The organism is Flagellimonas taeanensis (genome assembly GCF_003584105.1).
In the GTDB taxonomy this organism is placed as follows: domain Bacteria; phylum Bacteroidota; class Bacteroidia; order Flavobacteriales; family Flavobacteriaceae; genus Flagellimonas; species Flagellimonas taeanensis.
Genome location: NZ_QXFO01000028.1, coordinates 226,420 through 243,281, shown reverse-complemented (window position 1 = coordinate 243,281; position 16,862 = coordinate 226,420). Strand labels below are relative to the sequence as shown.

Genomic DNA, 16,862 nt, shown 5'->3' with positions numbered 1-16,862 from the left:
TTGGTCTCAAAGTCCAGTGCCTTGCCCGTGGCCAGGGTAAGCACACCCGTGCCACTGATCATAAAAAGGTCGGTGTCGTTGGTCACAATGTTAAAGCTCAGCGCATCGCCATCCACGTCGGTGGCCACCACGGTGCCTATGGTCGCAGTGTCGGTGATGTCCTCGGCCACGGTGAACTCCTGTGCATCGATCACCGGGGCGGTGTTGTTGGGGTCCGTACCCTCCTTGACCACCTTGATGGTGATGGTGGCCGATGCTGCGTCGGTCCCATCGCTCACCTCCACGGTGATGGTGTGCTGTGCCTTGGTGGCGAAGTCCAGTGCCTTGCCCGTGGCCAGGGACAGTTCCCCGCCAGCGGTGATCTCGAAGAGGGCATTGTCGTTGGTCTTGATGGTGAAGGTAAGGGCATCCTTGTCCGCATCGGTGGCGACCACCGTACCGAACACTTCGGTGTCGCTTATGCCCTCGAAGGCATTGAACTCCTGTGCCGCGATCACGGGCATTGCGTTCTTGGGCGGTGTCGGGCCGTCATCTTTTCCGCAGGACCATACCAGGGCCATGGCGAGGATGGCAACACCTAATTTTTTGATGTAGTTTTTCATGATCAAAATTTTGTTTTACGGTGAATATCAGGTCAAGATGGGGCGTTCCAAGGAAAGTTTTGGCCATGATCTGATGGATGCCCCTGTTGGGTTGACGGATGGGACATTTGGGTTGATGGGGTAGGGTTTCTGGTTCCGAGTTTCGGGTTGAAGAGTGAAGGGAAAATCCAATCTACAATGGACAGTAATCAATGAGCAATAATAGAATAGGGAGACCATCATGGGCAACTGTCCCCTTGAGGGGACTTTAGGGGTGTTTCCTATGGAGTGGACACAAATGTGACGAATTACTCGAATCAAGCCCAAACTTCCGATGACCCAACATTCAATCGCCTTGGACAAAGAAGGGGTCCTCAATACTTTTTCCTTTGGAAAAAACTCGAACTGACATCTTGATGTAAATCCAACAATCCAATAATCCCGTTTTGGATTGGATTCTGAAAACACTCCGTGTTTTTCAGAATGACAAGCATTATGAATGACCCAGTAACCGAATCACCAAAGTCTATTTTCTCTGTTCCATGCTCTAACATCTGATTTGACACGAATAAATATTCAGATTTCAGACGTCAGATATCCGACATCAGACTTTTGAGATTAGAAAATCAAAGTCGCTCCACCAGCCATTTCCGGAAGGAAAGGAAATTTTGCTGGGAGACCCCATGACCGATAGGGAATTCTTCATAGGTGTAGGCGATGCCCAGCTGCTCCAAAAAATCAGGGGTTCTTTGCGCCCATTCCAAAGGAATGACCTGGTCTACTTGTCCGTGGGAAACATAAAAATCCAAATGGCTGAAATCTTTTTCGGCGTAGCCGTCCATTAGGATTTTTTCGTTGATATAGCCGCTAAGGGCAATCACGTTCTTGACCTTTTCTGGGTAGGAAAGAGCTACGGCATAGCTCAGGATGGTCCCTTGGCTAAAGCCCAAAAGGGTAATGTTTTCCGCATCCAGATCATATGCGGCGATGGCCTCGTCTATGAACTTCACGATTTTGTCCCGGGATTCCCTTGCCTGTACGTCGTCGCTCCATTTTCCTTGCTCGGCATCAAAGTTTATGGCATACCAAGCATGTCCAAAAGGCTCCAGATCGTACGGTGCCCGTACCGAAATCACCATCAATTCCTCGGGGAGTTCCGGGGCAAAGGAAAACAGATCTTCTTCATTGCTGCCATATCCGTGGAAGAGGAAAATGGCCGGGATTTTTCCGGTTTTCAGTTGGGAGGGGCGTATCAAATATTCGAGCGATAGCGGGGTGGGGGACATTGTTTTTTTTTATGAAATGAATGTGAACCATTTTTGAAAATAGGGTCCGACCACGGGCAAGGGCTTTGTTTTTCCGTTCAGCGCCTGTACGAAGCCCAGCACCCATAGCACCATATAGACAATATAGGCTATGATTGATACATAGGCCAGGCCCGAATAGGTGAACAATATGGCCAGCGCATGGAAAAGCAGGTGGATGCCAAAGGCCTGTCGGATATGGAACCGGGCAAAGGTGTTTTTGGGCTCCAAATTCATGGTGATGGCGATAAGACAGCCTACAATCGTAATGTAGGCCACAATGGCCGTTGTTTTTCCGGTCTCAATCCCGCTCATGGATGATGATTTGGTCGTTATTGATGGTTCCATATACTTTTCCCTTCAGTTCCGCGCCCAAGAACATACTGTTTTTGGAAGTGGACAGGATATGTTTTGGTCCAAACGTGTAGGTCTCTTCTGGGTTGAACAGGGTGATATTGGCTTTGGCCCCTTCTTTGAACGATGGATTTTCAATTCCAAATCGGGAGCGACCTTTGGTCATCAAGGTGATGGTCTCCTCTGTGCCGAGCAGTAGATTGAGGCTTCCAAACGCTGATTCCAGTCCAAGGGTGCCGTCCATGGCATTGTCAAACTCCACGCGTTTGTGTTCAATGTCAATGGGGACATGGTCCGATGTCACCAAATCGATGGTGCCTTCCTTCAAGCCTTTGATGAGGGCCTTACTGTCCGCCTTGCTGCGAAGGGGAGGGGACACTTTAAAGTGGGTGTCGAACCCTTTCAGCTCTTCATCCGAAAAGAACAGATTGTGGATGGCCACGCTACAGGTGACGTCCAATCCTTTCTTTTTGGCATTGGCAATAAGTTTCGCCGATCCTGCCGTTGAAATGGTCGGAATGTGGAGCTTTCCTCCGGTATATTCCAGAATAAAAAGATCACGGGCAACCTGAAGTTCTTCGGCAAGGGCGGGAATGCCCTTCAACCCAAGGGTAGTGGATACTTCACCCTCATGGGCGACCCCTGTTCCCTTGATGCTGCCATCCTGGGGAAAGGAAAAGACCAGGCCATCAAAATTTTGGGCGTATAGCAAAGCTATTTTGAGCAGATTGGGATTGGAAACCTGTTTTTTAAAGTCAAAAAAGGCGACCGCACCAGCGTTTTTCATGTCAAAAAGTTCGGCGAGGTCCACACCTTCCGAGTTTTTGGTCAACGCTCCCATCGGGTGTATGTTAGTGGGTTTTCCCAGTCCGCGTTCCTTCAAAAAGACCACATCGGAGCTGGTGTCCGGCACGGGATGGGTACTGGGGTATAGCAAAATATCGGTAAAACCGCTGCTCGCAGCCACTCGAAGTCCGTTGGCAATGGTCTCACGCTCCTCAAAACCGGGCTCACCAAAGCTCACCCCACTGTCAAACCATCCCACCGATACATGGAGGTTCTTGAGGTTGACCATTTGGGTTTTTGGGGGAGCTTCGATGGAAGTGCCTACCTTTTCGATATTCCCATTTTTGATGAGGATGTCCCGCTTTTTCAAGTGAAGGTCCTTGTTTTCCGGACAAACAATTTTTGCAGACTTCAGCAGAATGTTCATGTAACGAATTTTTGAATGATAACCTCTATCAACGCCAGAAGCAACGCTAAAATAACAAACCATTTCCAATAAGCAGTGATATTGCTGTCCGCTTCCAAACGGTCAAAAAGGGACGCTATGGAGTCTTGGGTGGTCGTATATGGCAGATTGTCAACATCCAAGTATTGGAGTTGGCTCTCTTTCCGTGGATAATTGAAGCTGATATTTTTTAAGGAACGTCCATTCTGTTGTATGGTATAAATGCCATCTTCGGTCGGGTTTTGGTCAAAAATAAGCCTGACCCGATTCGGGAATGCCTGTTGTAGGGGAATGAACTCATATCCTTTCTTGGAAACTTTAAGGATGTCATCGTTCCCCAGATTTGCGGTTATGTCAATGGAACTACTGCTTCCCAAAGTATGGTACAACCCGGGTGCCTGTAGGCTTGAATGGGCCATGTTGTAGAAGGTGGGGACAATCAATGGGGAGTTTTTAAAATTGGAGTTTTCCTGCTCCAAGGAAGCCGAAAACACATAAAGTCCATCGTTGCCCGACAAAAAGGCATCACCTCCCTCCAGCGATAGGATCTTGGGAAGCCGTGATTGCATTTTGAAGTGTTCCTTCACGGTGGGGTATTGGAAATTGGCGACCTCACTTTCAAACACATTATGGTACAGTGGATGACCGTAAGCAATGCTGGTCACTTGGGAAGCTGCGGTCACCGTGTCCATGTAGCGCGTAGCTTCCAAACTTGAAAGTAGGGTATTGTAGGAAGAAAGATCACTCTCCAACGAAGGGGCAATGATCAATGTGCCGCCATTGTCCCTAAAGGTGCGGAGTACGCTTTGTAGGTTGTTGGGAATGGCCTTCAGGTTATCCAGCAGCACGACGTTTTTGCTATCTAAAACACTGTAATCCAATTGGTTCAAGGTGAATTTTTTTAATTCAAACTCATCATTGGTGTAGAGGCGGTCCAAATAGTCGCTGTCCGAACCCGTTACGGCAACCACTTTAATTTTCTCCTTTGCATTGATATTGAAATAAAAGGAGTTATCGTACCCCAAGCCATTGTCCAAAATGGATAATTTGCCATTGATTTCTTGGTTCGAAGGAATGGAAAAGACCACTTTAGCCGTTCCATTGGCCGAAAACTTTGCGGCGGTCTTGGCAATCAGGTCCTGGCCATTATAGAGCGATATGGGCAGATTTCCATCTTCCGACCCTCCGGATAGGAGCACGCCCAACGATTCTTGGTCCGTTGTGCCATCTTCCAAAAAAACGGAATCTATGGCCACATTTTGAGTTTCTCGGGCCCTCAATGGCACCAAATAGGTGTTCTGGGTCGAATCCATCGAAGCACCATCGGAAATCATCCTTTGCTGAAAATCGGAAATAATGATTAGATTTTTTGTAGTGGCATTGGAGGTGGAAAAAAGCGTGTTGGCCTTCAAGTCGATCTCATCCAAAGTAAGTTGTTTGGATGAATAGGAGAGCGACAGCAGCATATTCTGTATGTCCTTTATACGGATGTCGGCAAAGGTCCTTTCATTGGTGAAAAAACTGAAATTGGTTTCCGCATCCAGATTTTTGATCAGGTCCTGGACCGCTTTTTCCAAAAGGGTGAGCCCATTGTCCTTGGCCTGCATGCTGAAGGAGTCGTCCAGATAGACCACGGTTTCCTTTTCTTTCAGAGCGGTCACCATTGCGGTAAAAGGTTGTGCAAAAGCGATGATGATGGCGGCCAACAACAGGAGACGGGTGAACAATAGCAACCACTTCTTCAATGAATTGCTTTTTCGGGATTCCGAAACTACTTTTTGGAGCATGGCCACGTTGGTGAACGGGGTTTTCGTGAATCGGCGTAACTGAAAAAGGTGGATGATGACGGGAATGACCAGAAGAAAAAGAGCCCAAAGAATTTCCGGATGTTTAAACTGCATTCCCAACTTTGATTGGACAAATATAGGGATTAAAATAGTTCGGGGGCAAACTCAAGGTCAAGTATAAAGTTCAAGAGACAAGTTCAAGTCCAATAACCAAATAACTGAACAACCCAATAACTCTTATTCAACAAAAGAAGAAATAATCCGTCATGGGTTGCAGCCCCAAGCTTTGAAAAAAGGCCCTGATCTCTTGTTGGGCTTCTTCGTTGGCTACGGTAACAATGCTTTGTGGACGGTCCAACTCCTTTAGGGCAGAGAAATGCACCAATTCCTTCCCATAGATCCGTTTTCCAATCTTTTTGGGATTGTCACACAGCCACGTAAAATCCAAACCTTTTTTTTGGAGCCCCCTCGCAATCGCTTTCCCTTTGAAACCAGCACCCCAAACGACCAACGGTCGATTCTTGTCATGATCCAACTGTAAGAAGTAATGCAGCTTGATGTCCAAAAAATAATTCTGTGCATAATGTTCGTGTGTCCGCGAGGTTCGGGTATCATAATCCCTCCACAGGTGCAGTTCGTGAGTACAGGGAATGACTTTCAGGCCTTGTCCATAAAATCGGAACGCGAGGTCGTAATCCTCTGGATACCGATTGGGGTTGAAGGCCCCACATAGGTCAAAATCGGTTCGGTGAGCCATCCAACAAGGGGAGGGGATCACACATTCCTTGTAGATTTCACTATAATTCTTTCCAGTCGCTGTCAATTGGTTCAGCCATTTCTCGTAACGGTCGTATCCATTGCTGATGCCCCTGTCCGAAAAATAGCGTACTTGGCCCACGGCAACATGCCCTTCTCCTGTTTTCAACAAAGATTCCACCATCACCCTGAGCCTATTGGGTTTCATGATGTCATCGGAATCCATCCGCGTCACAAATCCACCGCTACTTTTTGCATATCCTGTGCGCAAGGCAGGAATGATCCCATTTCCTTCGTTATGAAATACCTTGATTCTTGAATCTGTTTGGGCATAAGTGGAAAGTAGGCGGAAACCAAGGTCGCTGGAATGATCATTTACGGCCAAGACTTCCCAATTTTCATAGGTCTGGGCCAGAATGGAATCCAAACAATCGGGCAAAAAACGGGCCGTGTCCTTGAAAGGAATGATGATGCTGACCTTGTTTTGTTGCATTTTACAAAGTAACTGAAAAACAATGGTCGGTCAATGGAACCATCAAAAAGGAAGCAAATCTGGTGCTACGTATTTTTCTTTTGCCTTTGGGTCTGAAAGAAGTTCAAAGCCATAATGTTGGCCCAGCAGTTCCTTGAAAGAAGTTTTCAATCTGGGGAATTCCTGGATGAAATCCGCAAAATGATGAGCCTTGGATTTTTGCATAAAATGGTTTACCGTTTTGATGGAGGCTACTGTAAGGGTTGTGTGGAACTTGCTGCCATCTCCATGGAGCACATCAAAATTTTTGATGCCCTCGCATACTTTCTCAATGGCTTCTTGCTCCCCATACTGTTTCAAGCTGATCCAAGCCAATCTCAAATGGGCTTCATGGTCGAACATACTCGGAGGAAAGTTTCCAGAATCAAATGCGTTCAAGAATTCCAGATCGTTCATTTTTTCGAAAGGGTTGTTAGGATGGCTTCCTGTACCAATTTTTCCATTTCGGCATATCCGGCCTTGGTCAGGTGCACTTCATCCGTGGTCAACTCTTTGGGAAGCCCATTGCGGTCATCGGCCATGGCCGAAAAATAATCCAGGTACATGATTTCTTCCTGAGCTGCCATTTCCTTGATCAAACCGTTCAGTTCTGGGATTTTGATGTTGGGCTCTTTTCCGGGCCGCCATGGGTAGTCGTAGGCTGGAAGTACCGAACAAACAATGGGGGATATGCCGTTGGCTTTGGCCAGTTGCACCATGGAAAGGATGTTGTCCCTGATCTGTGCTAAGGTCATGGGGCCGGTATTTCCTGCAATGTCGTTGGTTCCCGCCAATATAACCACAATTTTAGGTTTCAGGTCGATGACATCCTGCCGAAAGCGCAACACCATTTGGGGTGTGGTCTGCCCACTGATTCCACGGTTCACATAAGGATTGTCATTGAAAAAATCAGGATTTGCGCCCGACCATCCCTCGGTGATGGAGTTGCCCATAAAGACTACTCTATCCTCATCAGCCGCAGGTGCGGGCAAAGCGGCATTGGCCTCCCTATACTTTTCCAGATTGGGCCAATCTTGGGCCGTACTTTTCATGGGGTTCAAAAATCCTAGCAATGAGGCCATTGTCCAAATTAAGGTTTGTGTTCTCAACATCTTTGTTTTTTGTTAAATGTATGGTTTTATCAAAAAAAACAAAAAGCGGCGTGAAAATTATTTCACGCCGCTCGGTCATTTATTTTGTGAAAATCGAAGGATCAATACTTCGCGCTCTTGCCATTGGCCTGTGTGCGTAGGATGAAGGCGCGGATGTCGTCATTGGCCGTTTTGAGGTCCTCTTTCCTGAGGTACATCATGTGTCCGGAACGGTATCCCTTGAACTCGAATCTGTCTTTCATACGTCCGCTGGGGTCCACTTGGGACATGGTATACTTTGCGGCAAAATAGGTACAAGCTCCGTCATAATACCCGGATTGCACCAATACGTTCAGGTAAGGGTTCTGTGCCATGGCCTGACGAAGATTGTCCCTTACGTTGTCATCATCATTGTTCCAAGGGTGCACAGGGCCAAACATGTTGTATTTGATATCCGTTTTGAAACCCAACTCTTCCTGAAGGTAGTAATTGATGGCAGGGGTGAAGCTATGCAGCCAAGAGGTCAATTCTGGGGCATAATCTGGTCGCGACCCAAAAAGCTGTTTGTCAAACCCAAGATAACGGCTGTCCAATCTTCCAATAGTGTAGCCTCCTTCGTCTTTCAAGAGATTTTTCCAGAAGAATTGTGTGGGTACATCCAAGTTATGGTCCAAAATATCTTTTTCGTTCAAACCGGAGTAGTAGGCCATTTTCTTTGCGATTGCGGTGCGTTCTGCCTCGGGAATAAAACCTCCTTTGGCAATGGCGGGCAAGAGTTCATTGATGGTGAATGCCTCCGCTTCGGGCAAGATCTCCAACAGGTCCTTGCTCTGCAATGCGGAGGGCAGTGCTTTGTGGTGCCATGCGGCGGCCGTAAAATAAGGGAGGTTCAAGGCACTGGAAACAGGATCGTTGTCACGGAAAACCTTATAATCCGCAGGTGATACCATGATCACCCCGTTCAGGTACATCCATTGCTGGTTCTGCAAGGCCAAGGATAGTCCCATTACCCGGGTACCGCCATAACTTTCCCCCACAATATATTTTGGGGATCTCCAGCGGTTGTTTCGTGTCACGAAGGTGTTCAGCCATTCCGCCAAATATTTGGTATCTGCATTGATGCCAAAAAACTTTTCGCGGTCCACTTCTTTCCCTGTTTCGGGAATGGTGCGGGAATATCCGGTGTTGGCCGGGTTCACATATACAATATCGGTCACATCCAGGACGGAATAGGGATTTTCCTTGGCACCATAAGGCTGCACAGGATATCCCTCATCATCAATCTTGAGGATACGGGGCCCCGTGTAGGCCAAGTGCATCCACACCGAACCTGAACCCGGTCCTCCATTGAAAGAAATCAACAAGGGACGTTCGGCACGGTCCTTTACATCATTTTTGGTATAATAGGTGTAGTGCAGCGACGCAATGGGTTTTCCTAACTCGTCCCAAACAGGTTGTGTTCCCGTTGTTGCGGTATAATTGATACGGGTTCCGTTGATGGTCACCGCATGTTGTGTGGTCACTGTGGTGTCCACGGGCAATTTTCGTTCTTGACCAAAAGAAACAGCGGCATACAGGCATATGCCAAAGAGATAAAGTTTTTTCATTTTTTTAATTTAGGTTGAATCATTACACGTTGCTAAAAGTACATATTTTGAAACTTCCCGATTTGTTAAAAGATTCGTAAAAGAAACTGATAGTGCAGAATTGGAAGCTAATGTTTACCTTTAATACCATCACCAAAACCGCAACACATGAAGACCCTCACCCGTAGGAATTTCAACACTGTCATTGCAAAGGGAATGGGCGGTGCCGCCCTACTTTCTGCTGCCCCCTTTGCCTGTGCCATGGGAGCCGATCAGGATAAAAAGAAGCTGGGTATTGCCTTGGTAGGGCTCGGCAGTTACAGCACCTATCAACTGGCCCCTGCTTTGCAGGATACCCAACACTGCTATTTGGCGGGAATTGTAACAGGAACACCTGAAAAGGAGAAGGCTTGGGCCGACAAGTATGGTATTCCCACAAAGAACATCTACAATTACCAAAATTTTGACGACATCGCCAATAACGAAGCCATTGATGTGGTGTATGTGGTGCTGCCGAACAGCATGCACGCGGAATTCTGCATTAGGGCTGCCAAGGCAGGAAAACACGTCATCTGCGAAAAACCTATGGGTATCAATGTCGAGGAGTGCGACGCCATCATCAAGGCTTGTTCGGATGCTGGGGTCAAATTGGGGATGGGCTACCGATTGCAGTCGGAACCCTATACGCAGCAAGTAAAAGAGTTTGTGAAGGAAAAAACCTTTGGAGACATCCAATTTGTTTCTGCAGAAGCGGCCTATCGCTCCACGGGAAATCCGGACCAATGGCGGTTGAACAAGTCGCTTTCAGGGGGTGGTGCCTTGATGAACATGGGCGTCTACGCTGTGCAAAGTGCCATTTATGGCACAGGTGAAAATCCCATTTCCGTATCGGCACAGGAATTCAGTACCCGCCCGGAGTATTTTAAGGATACGGACGAGACCATCATGGCCCAGTTTGAATTCCCAAGTGGGGCCGTGGGCAACATTTCCACCTCCCACAACTTCAATGCCAACAGCATGTATGTTTCCGGGACATCAGGTTGGTTCCAGCTTCAGCCTGCCAACAATTATGGCCCTTTGAGTGGACGCACTTCCAAAGGTGATGAACTCAAATTTCCCCACGAAAGTCAGCAAAAACTGCAAATGGACGATTTTGCCAAACATGTACTGTTCGGTGAGCCCAATAAAGCTCCAGGTGAAATGGGCAAACGGGACATGATGATCGTGGAGGCCATTTACCAGTCCATTGCGAACGGAGGCCAAAAAATCCCTTTGGATTTGGCCCCTGGCTTTGGGTTTGGCGGATAGAAAGAAAAAAATCAGCGGCCTGAACGTATGGATAATGAGGATTTTAGCGTTATTTGTAATTCCAAATCTTATCCATTATGAAAAAACTGATGATACCTGCATTGGCCCTTCTCTTCTTTAGCTGTGACAAAGAAGATGTCAAAAACGAGACCTCCTCTGAATCTGCCATCGATGCTTTGGTGGAGTATGTTACGGTTAGCAAAATATTTCAGGATGTTGGGAACAACAATGGCGATGCTATATTGACGGCTGAAAGTGAGACAACCGATTCTCAGGCCAAATCCATCGAAACCACTTCCCAAAATCTGGACATTACCATATCCCCGGCGGACCTTTCCACATTTCCCAAGACCATTACCGTAGATTTTGGAACGGGGGTACTGGGGCAGGACGGGGTCACCCGAAAAGGCATTGTGACCATTGTTTCCACGAATTGGTACGGGCAGCCCGATAGTGAACACACGGCCACCTTTACCAACTATTATCACAATGAATACAAAGTGGAGGGCACCCATGTGGTGACGAATTTGGGAGAAAATGAAGACGGTCATCTCAGGTACAGCGTCGTCATAGAAGATGGAAAAATCACCACACAGACCGGTGCCGTGATCGAATACCAAGAAAATTCCACAAGAACATGGATAGTGGGGAACGACACACCCCTTTATATCTGGGACGATGAATATTTATTGGATGGGTCGCAAAACGGGACGAGCTCTGCTGGGCTGGGTTACACTTTGACCGTTGAAGACCCCTTGCATTTTGTCTTGTTCCCACGAAATATTGAATCCGGTGTTTTGGATGTGGACATTGCGGATATCAAGGATATCAAGGTAGATTATACCAATTCCACCATCACCATTTTAGGGACAGCCTATCCGTTCACCAAATAAGAAAATCAAATTCTTAAAAAAGACCTGCTGATAGATGTCGGTGGGTCTTTTCTTTTTAAAAAAGTATAGCTTAAAACTTCTCGAAAACCCCTAGGCCGAAGAGAGCAAAATCATATTTTACAGGATCGGTTGCATCGAGCTTTCGCAAACTTTTGTCCAATTCCTGAAGGGCTTTGGCATCATTCTGTTTACGTTTGAGCAATTTTAGCTTCCGTGCCACATTGCCGGAGTGCACATCCAAAGGGCAGGAGAGTTTGGCGGGATCGATCCCTTTCCATAATCCAAAATCCACTCCCGTGGAATTGTCTCGCACCATCCAACGTAGAAACATATTGATGCGCTTTGCGGCAGAACCTTTATTGGGGTCGGAAATGTGCTTTGTCGTCCGTGGTTCGTGAACCAGTTCAAAAAATACTTCCTTGAAATGGGAAATGGCTCCTTGCATGGAATCTGCTGTTTGGTGTTGGGTAAAAACATCCTCCAGACCGCCATGATTTGTGTAGATATTTTTTAGACTGGTTACAAAGTAACCAAAATCGGATCCATTAAAGGTGCGGTGTACAAAAGGGGCCAGTTTGCCCAGATCATCCTCGGTATGATGCCGCACAAAATCATAGGGCGCATTATCCAACAGTTCCATCAATCTGGAAGCATTGTTAATGATGCTCTTACGGTTGCCCCACGCGATGGTAGCCGTTAAAAAAGCACTGATTTCGATATCTTCTTTTTGGATAAACCGATGGGGGACCTGCAAGGGGTCATCCTCCAAAAATTTGGGATGGTTGTATTCCCACACTTTGGCATCCAAAAAATCCTTTAGCTCTGCTTTGGTCATATCAGTCTTTGGAAACGATCAAGCCATCCACCATGGTGAGCTTTCGGTCCGCCATATCGGCCAATTCAAGGTTGTGCGTCACCAGGACAAAGGTCTGTCCAAATTCATCCCGAAGCTGAAAAAACAGTTTGTGCAGGTTGTCCGCACTTTCGGAGTCCAGGTTTCCACTGGGTTCATCCGCAAACACCACAGAAGGGCTGTTCATCAGAGATCGGGCCACTGCAACGCGTTGCTGTTCGCCTCCGGAAAGCGCATTTGGCTTATGTTCATAGCGGTTTTTCAACCCCAAAAAATCCAACAGCTCCTTGGCCCGTTTTTCGGCCTCTGCTCTTGCCGTTTTTTTGATAAAGGCAGGAATGCAGACATTTTCCAGGGCAGTGAACTCTGGCAACAGTTGGTGGAACTGAAAAATGAACCCGATATGCTCATTGCGGAATTGGGCCAGGTTTTTGTCGTTCAATTGGTTCACATCGGTATCGTTGATCAACAATGTGCTTTCTCCTTTGTTGGTAGGGGAGTCCAAAGTGCCTAAAATCTGCAATAAAGTGGTTTTTCCTGCGCCGGAAGCTCCCACAATGGAAACCACTTCCCCTTTTTGGATTTCGATATCGACCCCTTTCAACACCTTGAGGTCACCATAACTTTTCTGGATATTTGTTGCCTTGATCATGTAAAACTACTTCGCTGGGTGAAAGTAATGATTACTGCTGATTGGACAAAGATTACATTTTTATAAATAAAGTTTTGGCTATTTATAACGACTAAGGAGAAAACAATTAATTTCCAAAATAGACCTATAATCAGCTATTTTGTTTAACTTTGATTAATAATGAGTGAACAAAAAAATAATTCAGTCGAGACCGCCATTTTTGCTGGCGGTTGTTTTTGGTGTACCGAAGCTGTTTTTCAACGGCTCAATGGCGTAAAGGATGTGGTTCCAGGCTATACAGGTGGGAACATCAAAAATCCGGCGTACCGCGAAATTTGTACGGGAAGGACAGGACATGCCGAAGCGATCAAGATTACTTTTGATCCTGCCCAGATTTCTTACACAGAACTTTTGGAGGTCTTTTTTGCCACGCACGACCCCACCACGCTGAACCGGCAAGGAAACGATGTGGGCACCCAATACCGCAGCGAGATTTTTTATACCAGCCAAGAGCAACGGTATCTTGCGGAGGAATTCATTGCCCTTTTGGAAAAAGAAGGCATCTTTGCATTGCCAATCGTGACCGCCATATCCGAAGAAAAACCATTTTATCTGGCCGAGGAAGAACACCATAACTATTACAACGACCACAGGCAACAACCGTATTGCCAGTTCATCATCGATCCAAAGATCAAAAAACTGAATGCCCTACTATCACAAAAAAGCACTTGATGGCACCATACAGATATCTAGAAGAATATAGCATAGAAATTACCAATGAGGTGAAGGAACACTTCTCCAAAATCATGGACGACCTTGGTGAGGACGTGACCCGTGAAGGATTGCTGAAAACGCCGGAGCGTGCCGCAAAGGCTATGCTTTTCTTGACGCAAGGCTACAAGCAGGATGCCACAGAGATCCTGAAAGGGGCCATGTTCGCGGAAAAGTATGATGATATGGTCATCATCAAGGATATTGAGGTCTATTCCCTTTGTGAACACCATATGCTCCCATTCTTTGGGAAGGCCCATGTGGCTTACATTCCCAATGGCCACATTGTAGGTCTTAGCAAGATTCCAAGAGTGGTGGATGTTTTTGCCCGCAGGCTCCAGGTCCAGGAACGATTGACCCATGATATCTTGGAGTGCATCAACAGTACGTTAAAGCCCAAGGGGGTTGCCGTGGTGATAGAAGCTTCGCACATGTGCATGATGATGCGCGGGGTGCAAAAACAAAACTCGGTTACTACAACCTCTGGTTTCAGGGGCCAGTTCGAGAAAATAGAAACACGCAACGAGTTCCTGAAATTGATCAGTGCAAATTTGTCCTAAACTGGATTTTTCCAATTCAAAGGGAATTCCTATTTTTCCTTTATGGCAGAAGAAAAAGATAATAAGTACCGCAACCTTCTATTGGGGTTGTTGTTCGATGGTATCGGGATGATATCCTACGCAATCCCGGGTATAGGGGAGTTCTCCGATGTAATCTGGGCACCGGTGGCCGGATGGCTCATGACACGGCTGTACAAGGGCAGGGTTGGACAGGCTGCCGGTTTGATTACCTTTGCCGAGGAGCTTATCCCCGGTCTGGATGTGATCCCCACCTTCACGTTGACTTGGATCTATACTTATCTCTTGGCTTCAAAGAAAAAAGGCCAACCTAAAAAGATTGACCTTTGATCTTAATGCAATTATCCTTTTTTTGTTTTGACCTACCTACAGTGGAATGCTTAGGTTAAAAGCGATGTTCCTGCCCATGTTGGCAATGCCATCGGTCTTCAAACGGGACAAATGGGAGATGTAGTTCTTATCAAAAAGATTGTTCCCACTAATCTTATACCCAATTTTTTGGTCAAAAATCCTGACATCCCCACCAATGCCCATATTAAAAAGGTTGTATCGGGGTGTTGGGGTCTCAAAATCAGCCACCTTGTTTTGGTCAAAATGGGTCTGAAGGGTCACGAATGCATAGCATCTGTACTGAGAAGCCCTTTTTTTCCATTCCACCCGGAAGGTGTTGGTCCACCGGTTGGCAGGAATCAATGGTAGGTTGGATTTATCCTCCAGCTGTCCATAAACGATGTCGTAACTGCTCTCCAAATGGAGCCAATCCAAAGGGTGGGGATGCAGATGGAACCCGAATTCACCTCCATATAGGGTCGCATTCTGTTGCTGAAAGTCGTAGATCGGGTCTTCTTCCCTAAACTCTCCCGTAGGTTGTAAATAAATAAAATCGCTTACTCCATTGTAAAAGGCATTGATATAGGATTCGAAATGTTTGTTGTTATATTCCAGTGCTACATCTACCTGAAAGTTCTGCTCACTTTTTAGATCAGCATTCCCAATCTCCACACGGTTGGCACCACTGTGCAGACCATTGGAGGTCAGTTCCGATAGGTTAGGGGCCCTGAACCCAGTGGCAAGATTGAATCGACCTATGATATTTGGCGTAAGGTCCATGCGAATCCCTGCTGAGGCATTGAAACTGTTAAAATTCCTATCCAAGGCACCAATGTAGGTTTCATCGCCGACCACACCACTTTCTTCTCCGTTGATGGAACGGAGGTCATACCGTAATCCTAATTGCAGATCACTATGTTCGAAGTGGATATGTGAAGTGGCCAAAATTCCAAAGTCATTGGTAATGGCATCCGGAATCAATACTTCTTCCCCAAAATTTTCATTTTTTTGGTGCATGCCCTGGATTCCAAAAATAGTGGTCATTTTGCCCCATTGCGGATTGAATTGGATGTTGTAATTGAAGGTACTGAGTTCCATATGCAGTGCAGGACCTTCTTCTCCTTCCTCTTCCTCGTGTTCTTCACCCTCTTCTTCATGATGGTGTTCCTCAAATTCTTTCCGATCATTGAATGTATACCCAAACGTGGCTTCCAGACTCGATTTCTTAAAGAAAAAGTTGTTCTTGGAACTGATGATGTGCGTGGAGATCTCTTGGTTGGGCAAAAGCGGGTCCCGATCATTGTTCTGGACCCCTATTTCTTCAGGAATACCAAGTTTTGAGGCATTGTAGTTGTAGCGGAGCTCTGATTTGAATTGGGTGGCTTGGTAAGCAAGGCCTGTTTTGAAGTCGGCTTCATTGAATCTTGAATTGGTGACACTGGTTCCGTCCCCTGTTTCATAATCGGCGTTGGAGGCGTAGGCCCCACGTGCCAAAAATTTGAATCTCTCCCCTGAAGTCTTGAAACCTGCATTGGCCCCATAGCCCAAGGTATTGGTAAAATAGTTCAGGTTGACATCACCCGAGGTCTGTCCGGGCAGTTCAAAACTTTCTGGATTCAGATAAAGCACGCCTCCCAAGGCATCCGAACCATACAATAGCGAAGCGGGCCCCTTAATGACCTCCACGCTGGATATCCCGGCATCGTTGATGCCCAGACCATGTTCTCCGCCAAACTGCTGGTTTTCCAAGCGCACCCCTTGGGTATAGACAACCACCCGATTAAAACTCAGACCCCGGATGACGGGCTTTCCGATGCCCATACCCGTGGAAACGGAAGAGACCCCGGGAATATTGGTGATTCCATCGGCAAGCGTAATGGCCCCATTGCTTTTGAGCTCCGCGATGGATTTTTGCTCCACCTTCATCACATTTTCGCGTTCCAATTTGTGGAAAGGGGTGGAGAGGACCACTTCATCGATTTCTATGGCCGATGGCTGCATCTGATAATCAAATTGGTTTGACCCGGAAGTGATTTGAAAAGAGGTGGAATAGGTTTCATAACCCAGATAGGCAACGACCAATTTGTACGATCCTTCGGGAAGTCCCCTGAGGGTAAAATCCCCATTTATATCGGTGACCGTCCCTTTTTCCAATTGGGGAAAGTAAACGGACACCTGTTCCAAGGGCCCATTGTTTTCCGAATCTGTTATTTTGCCCGTTAATGTATTTTGTGCGCATATCAATAGAGGTGTCAATGCCAAAAGCATTGAAATATAAAATTGTTTCATTTTTGGAT

18 protein-coding genes are annotated in these 16,862 nt (G+C 46.6%); 6 read left to right on the top strand and 12 right to left on the bottom strand.

Annotated elements, in window-relative coordinates; all coding sequences use genetic code 11:
* Window positions 1-602 (bottom strand): Ig-like domain-containing protein (locus D2V93_RS18545; RefSeq protein ID WP_147377373.1); only part of this gene is annotated, 602 nt, incomplete at its 3' end.
* Here D2V93_RS18545 and D2V93_RS18920 point away from each other — a divergent pair.
* Window positions 601-726, top strand: coding sequence for a hypothetical protein (locus D2V93_RS18920; protein ID WP_262696655.1), 126 nt, complete (start codon window positions 601-603; stop codon window positions 724-726). The genes D2V93_RS18545 and D2V93_RS18920 overlap by 2 nt on opposite strands.
* A 481-nt stretch (window positions 727-1,207) precedes the next feature.
* Here the strand turns inward: D2V93_RS18920 and D2V93_RS18535 are convergent, their stop codons facing one another.
* From D2V93_RS18535 to D2V93_RS18500, 8 genes are all read right to left on the bottom strand, one after another.
* Window positions 1,208-1,867, bottom strand: coding sequence for an alpha/beta hydrolase (locus D2V93_RS18535; RefSeq protein WP_119620515.1), 660 nt, complete (start codon window positions 1,865-1,867; stop codon window positions 1,208-1,210).
* A 9-nt stretch (window positions 1,868-1,876) separates the two neighbouring features.
* On the bottom strand, window positions 1,877-2,200 hold the full coding sequence (locus D2V93_RS18530) for a DUF4870 domain-containing protein (RefSeq protein ID WP_119620513.1): 324 nt from the start codon (window positions 2,198-2,200) through the stop codon (window positions 1,877-1,879).
* Window positions 2,187-3,452, bottom strand: a complete 1,266-nt coding sequence (locus D2V93_RS18525) for a dihydroorotase (RefSeq protein ID WP_119620512.1) — start codon at window positions 3,450-3,452, stop codon at window positions 2,187-2,189. Before D2V93_RS18525 ends, D2V93_RS18530 begins: the two co-directional genes overlap by 14 nt.
* Window positions 3,449-5,371 carry a BatA domain-containing protein gene (locus tag D2V93_RS18520; protein ID WP_245978309.1) on the bottom strand — a complete coding sequence of 641 codons (1,923 nt, stop codon included), beginning with the start codon at window positions 5,369-5,371 and terminating at the stop codon, window positions 3,449-3,451. Before D2V93_RS18520 ends, D2V93_RS18525 begins: the two co-directional genes overlap by 4 nt.
* A gap of 127 nt (window positions 5,372-5,498) precedes the next feature.
* Window positions 5,499-6,506, bottom strand: a complete 1,008-nt coding sequence (locus D2V93_RS18515) for a glycosyltransferase (RefSeq protein ID WP_119620509.1) — start codon at window positions 6,504-6,506, stop codon at window positions 5,499-5,501.
* A 42-nt stretch (window positions 6,507-6,548) separates the two neighbouring features.
* Complete coding sequence (locus D2V93_RS18510; protein ID WP_119620507.1) at window positions 6,549-6,941, bottom strand: hypothetical protein; 393 nt, start codon at window positions 6,939-6,941, stop codon at window positions 6,549-6,551.
* Complete coding sequence (locus tag D2V93_RS18505) at window positions 6,938-7,606, bottom strand: SGNH/GDSL hydrolase family protein (protein ID WP_245978307.1); 669 nt, start codon at window positions 7,604-7,606, stop codon at window positions 6,938-6,940. The genes D2V93_RS18510 and D2V93_RS18505 overlap by 4 nt, the downstream gene beginning before the upstream one ends.
* A gap of 131 nt (window positions 7,607-7,737) precedes the next feature.
* Complete coding sequence (locus D2V93_RS18500) at window positions 7,738-9,222, bottom strand: S10 family peptidase (protein ID WP_072882042.1); 1,485 nt, start codon at window positions 9,220-9,222, stop codon at window positions 7,738-7,740.
* A gap of 147 nt (window positions 9,223-9,369) precedes the next feature.
* Here D2V93_RS18500 and D2V93_RS18495 point away from each other — a divergent pair, with 147 nt between their 5' ends.
* Window positions 9,370-10,509 carry a Gfo/Idh/MocA family protein gene (locus D2V93_RS18495; RefSeq protein ID WP_119620504.1) on the top strand — a complete coding sequence of 380 codons (1,140 nt, stop codon included), beginning with the start codon at window positions 9,370-9,372 and terminating at the stop codon, window positions 10,507-10,509.
* 77 nt (window positions 10,510-10,586) lie between these two features.
* Window positions 10,587-11,402, top strand: coding sequence for a hypothetical protein (locus tag D2V93_RS18490; protein ID WP_119620502.1), 816 nt, complete (start codon window positions 10,587-10,589; stop codon window positions 11,400-11,402).
* Window positions 11,403-11,472: 70 nt separating this feature from the next.
* On the opposite strand, the gene D2V93_RS18485 is transcribed toward D2V93_RS18490, so the two are convergent.
* Both D2V93_RS18485 and D2V93_RS18480 read right to left on the bottom strand, forming a co-directional pair.
* Window positions 11,473-12,237: a TIGR02757 family protein gene (locus D2V93_RS18485; RefSeq protein ID WP_119620501.1), complete on the bottom strand. Its 765-nt coding sequence runs from the start codon at window positions 12,235-12,237 to the stop codon at window positions 11,473-11,475.
* Between the two features lies 1 nt (window position 12,238).
* Window positions 12,239-12,907, bottom strand: a complete 669-nt coding sequence (locus tag D2V93_RS18480; RefSeq protein WP_119620500.1) for an ABC transporter ATP-binding protein — start codon at window positions 12,905-12,907, stop codon at window positions 12,239-12,241.
* A 159-nt stretch (window positions 12,908-13,066) separates the two neighbouring features.
* On the opposite strand from D2V93_RS18480, the gene msrA reads away from it, so the two are divergent.
* From msrA to D2V93_RS18465, 3 genes are read left to right on the top strand one after another with little or no spacing between them, the layout of a single operon-like run.
* Complete coding sequence (gene msrA, locus D2V93_RS18475) at window positions 13,067-13,618, top strand: peptide-methionine (S)-S-oxide reductase MsrA (protein WP_119620499.1); 552 nt, start codon at window positions 13,067-13,069, stop codon at window positions 13,616-13,618.
* On the top strand, window positions 13,618-14,217 hold the full coding sequence (gene folE, locus D2V93_RS18470) for a GTP cyclohydrolase I FolE (RefSeq protein WP_072882030.1): 600 nt from the start codon (window positions 13,618-13,620) through the stop codon (window positions 14,215-14,217). The genes msrA and folE overlap by 1 nt, the downstream gene beginning before the upstream one ends.
* 42 nt (window positions 14,218-14,259) lie before the next feature.
* Window positions 14,260-14,565: a hypothetical protein gene (locus D2V93_RS18465; RefSeq protein ID WP_072882028.1), complete on the top strand. Its 306-nt coding sequence runs from the start codon at window positions 14,260-14,262 to the stop codon at window positions 14,563-14,565.
* Window positions 14,566-14,601: 36 nt separating this feature from the next.
* Here the strand turns inward: D2V93_RS18465 and D2V93_RS18460 are convergent, their stop codons facing one another.
* A complete protein-coding gene (locus D2V93_RS18460) occupies window positions 14,602-16,854 on the bottom strand; it encodes a TonB-dependent receptor (protein WP_245978305.1) in 2,253 nt (750 codons plus the stop codon).
* Between the last annotated feature and the right edge of the window lie 8 nt (window positions 16,855-16,862).

Coding starts and splice junctions, on each gene's coding strand:
- D2V93_RS18920 (WP_262696655.1), top strand. CDS start 601: ATGATCAAAATTTTGTTTTACGGTGAATATCAGGTCAAGATGGGGCGT.
- D2V93_RS18535 (WP_119620515.1), bottom strand. CDS start 1,867: ATGTCCCCCACCCCGCTATCGCTCGAATATTTGATACGCCCCTCCCAA.
- D2V93_RS18530 (WP_119620513.1), bottom strand. CDS start 2,200: ATGAGCGGGATTGAGACCGGAAAAACAACGGCCATTGTGGCCTACATT.
- D2V93_RS18525 (WP_119620512.1), bottom strand. CDS start 3,452: ATGAACATTCTGCTGAAGTCTGCAAAAATTGTTTGTCCGGAAAACAAG.
- D2V93_RS18520 (WP_245978309.1), bottom strand. CDS start 5,371: ATGCAGTTTAAACATCCGGAAATTCTTTGGGCTCTTTTTCTTCTGGTC.
- D2V93_RS18515 (WP_119620509.1), bottom strand. CDS start 6,506: ATGCAACAAAACAAGGTCAGCATCATCATTCCTTTCAAGGACACGGCC.
- D2V93_RS18510 (WP_119620507.1), bottom strand. CDS start 6,941: ATGAACGATCTGGAATTCTTGAACGCATTTGATTCTGGAAACTTTCCT.
- D2V93_RS18505 (WP_245978307.1), bottom strand. CDS start 7,606: ATGGCCTCATTGCTAGGATTTTTGAACCCCATGAAAAGTACGGCCCAA.
- D2V93_RS18500 (WP_072882042.1), bottom strand. CDS start 9,222: ATGAAAAAACTTTATCTCTTTGGCATATGCCTGTATGCCGCTGTTTCT.
- D2V93_RS18495 (WP_119620504.1), top strand. CDS start 9,370: ATGAAGACCCTCACCCGTAGGAATTTCAACACTGTCATTGCAAAGGGA.
- D2V93_RS18490 (WP_119620502.1), top strand. CDS start 10,587: ATGAAAAAACTGATGATACCTGCATTGGCCCTTCTCTTCTTTAGCTGT.
- D2V93_RS18485 (WP_119620501.1), bottom strand. CDS start 12,237: ATGACCAAAGCAGAGCTAAAGGATTTTTTGGATGCCAAAGTGTGGGAA.
- D2V93_RS18480 (WP_119620500.1), bottom strand. CDS start 12,907: ATGATCAAGGCAACAAATATCCAGAAAAGTTATGGTGACCTCAAGGTG.
- msrA (WP_119620499.1), top strand. CDS start 13,067: ATGAGTGAACAAAAAAATAATTCAGTCGAGACCGCCATTTTTGCTGGC.
- folE (WP_072882030.1), top strand. CDS start 13,618: ATGGCACCATACAGATATCTAGAAGAATATAGCATAGAAATTACCAAT.
- D2V93_RS18465 (WP_072882028.1), top strand. CDS start 14,260: ATGGCAGAAGAAAAAGATAATAAGTACCGCAACCTTCTATTGGGGTTG.
- D2V93_RS18460 (WP_245978305.1), bottom strand. CDS start 16,854: ATGAAACAATTTTATATTTCAATGCTTTTGGCATTGACACCTCTATTG.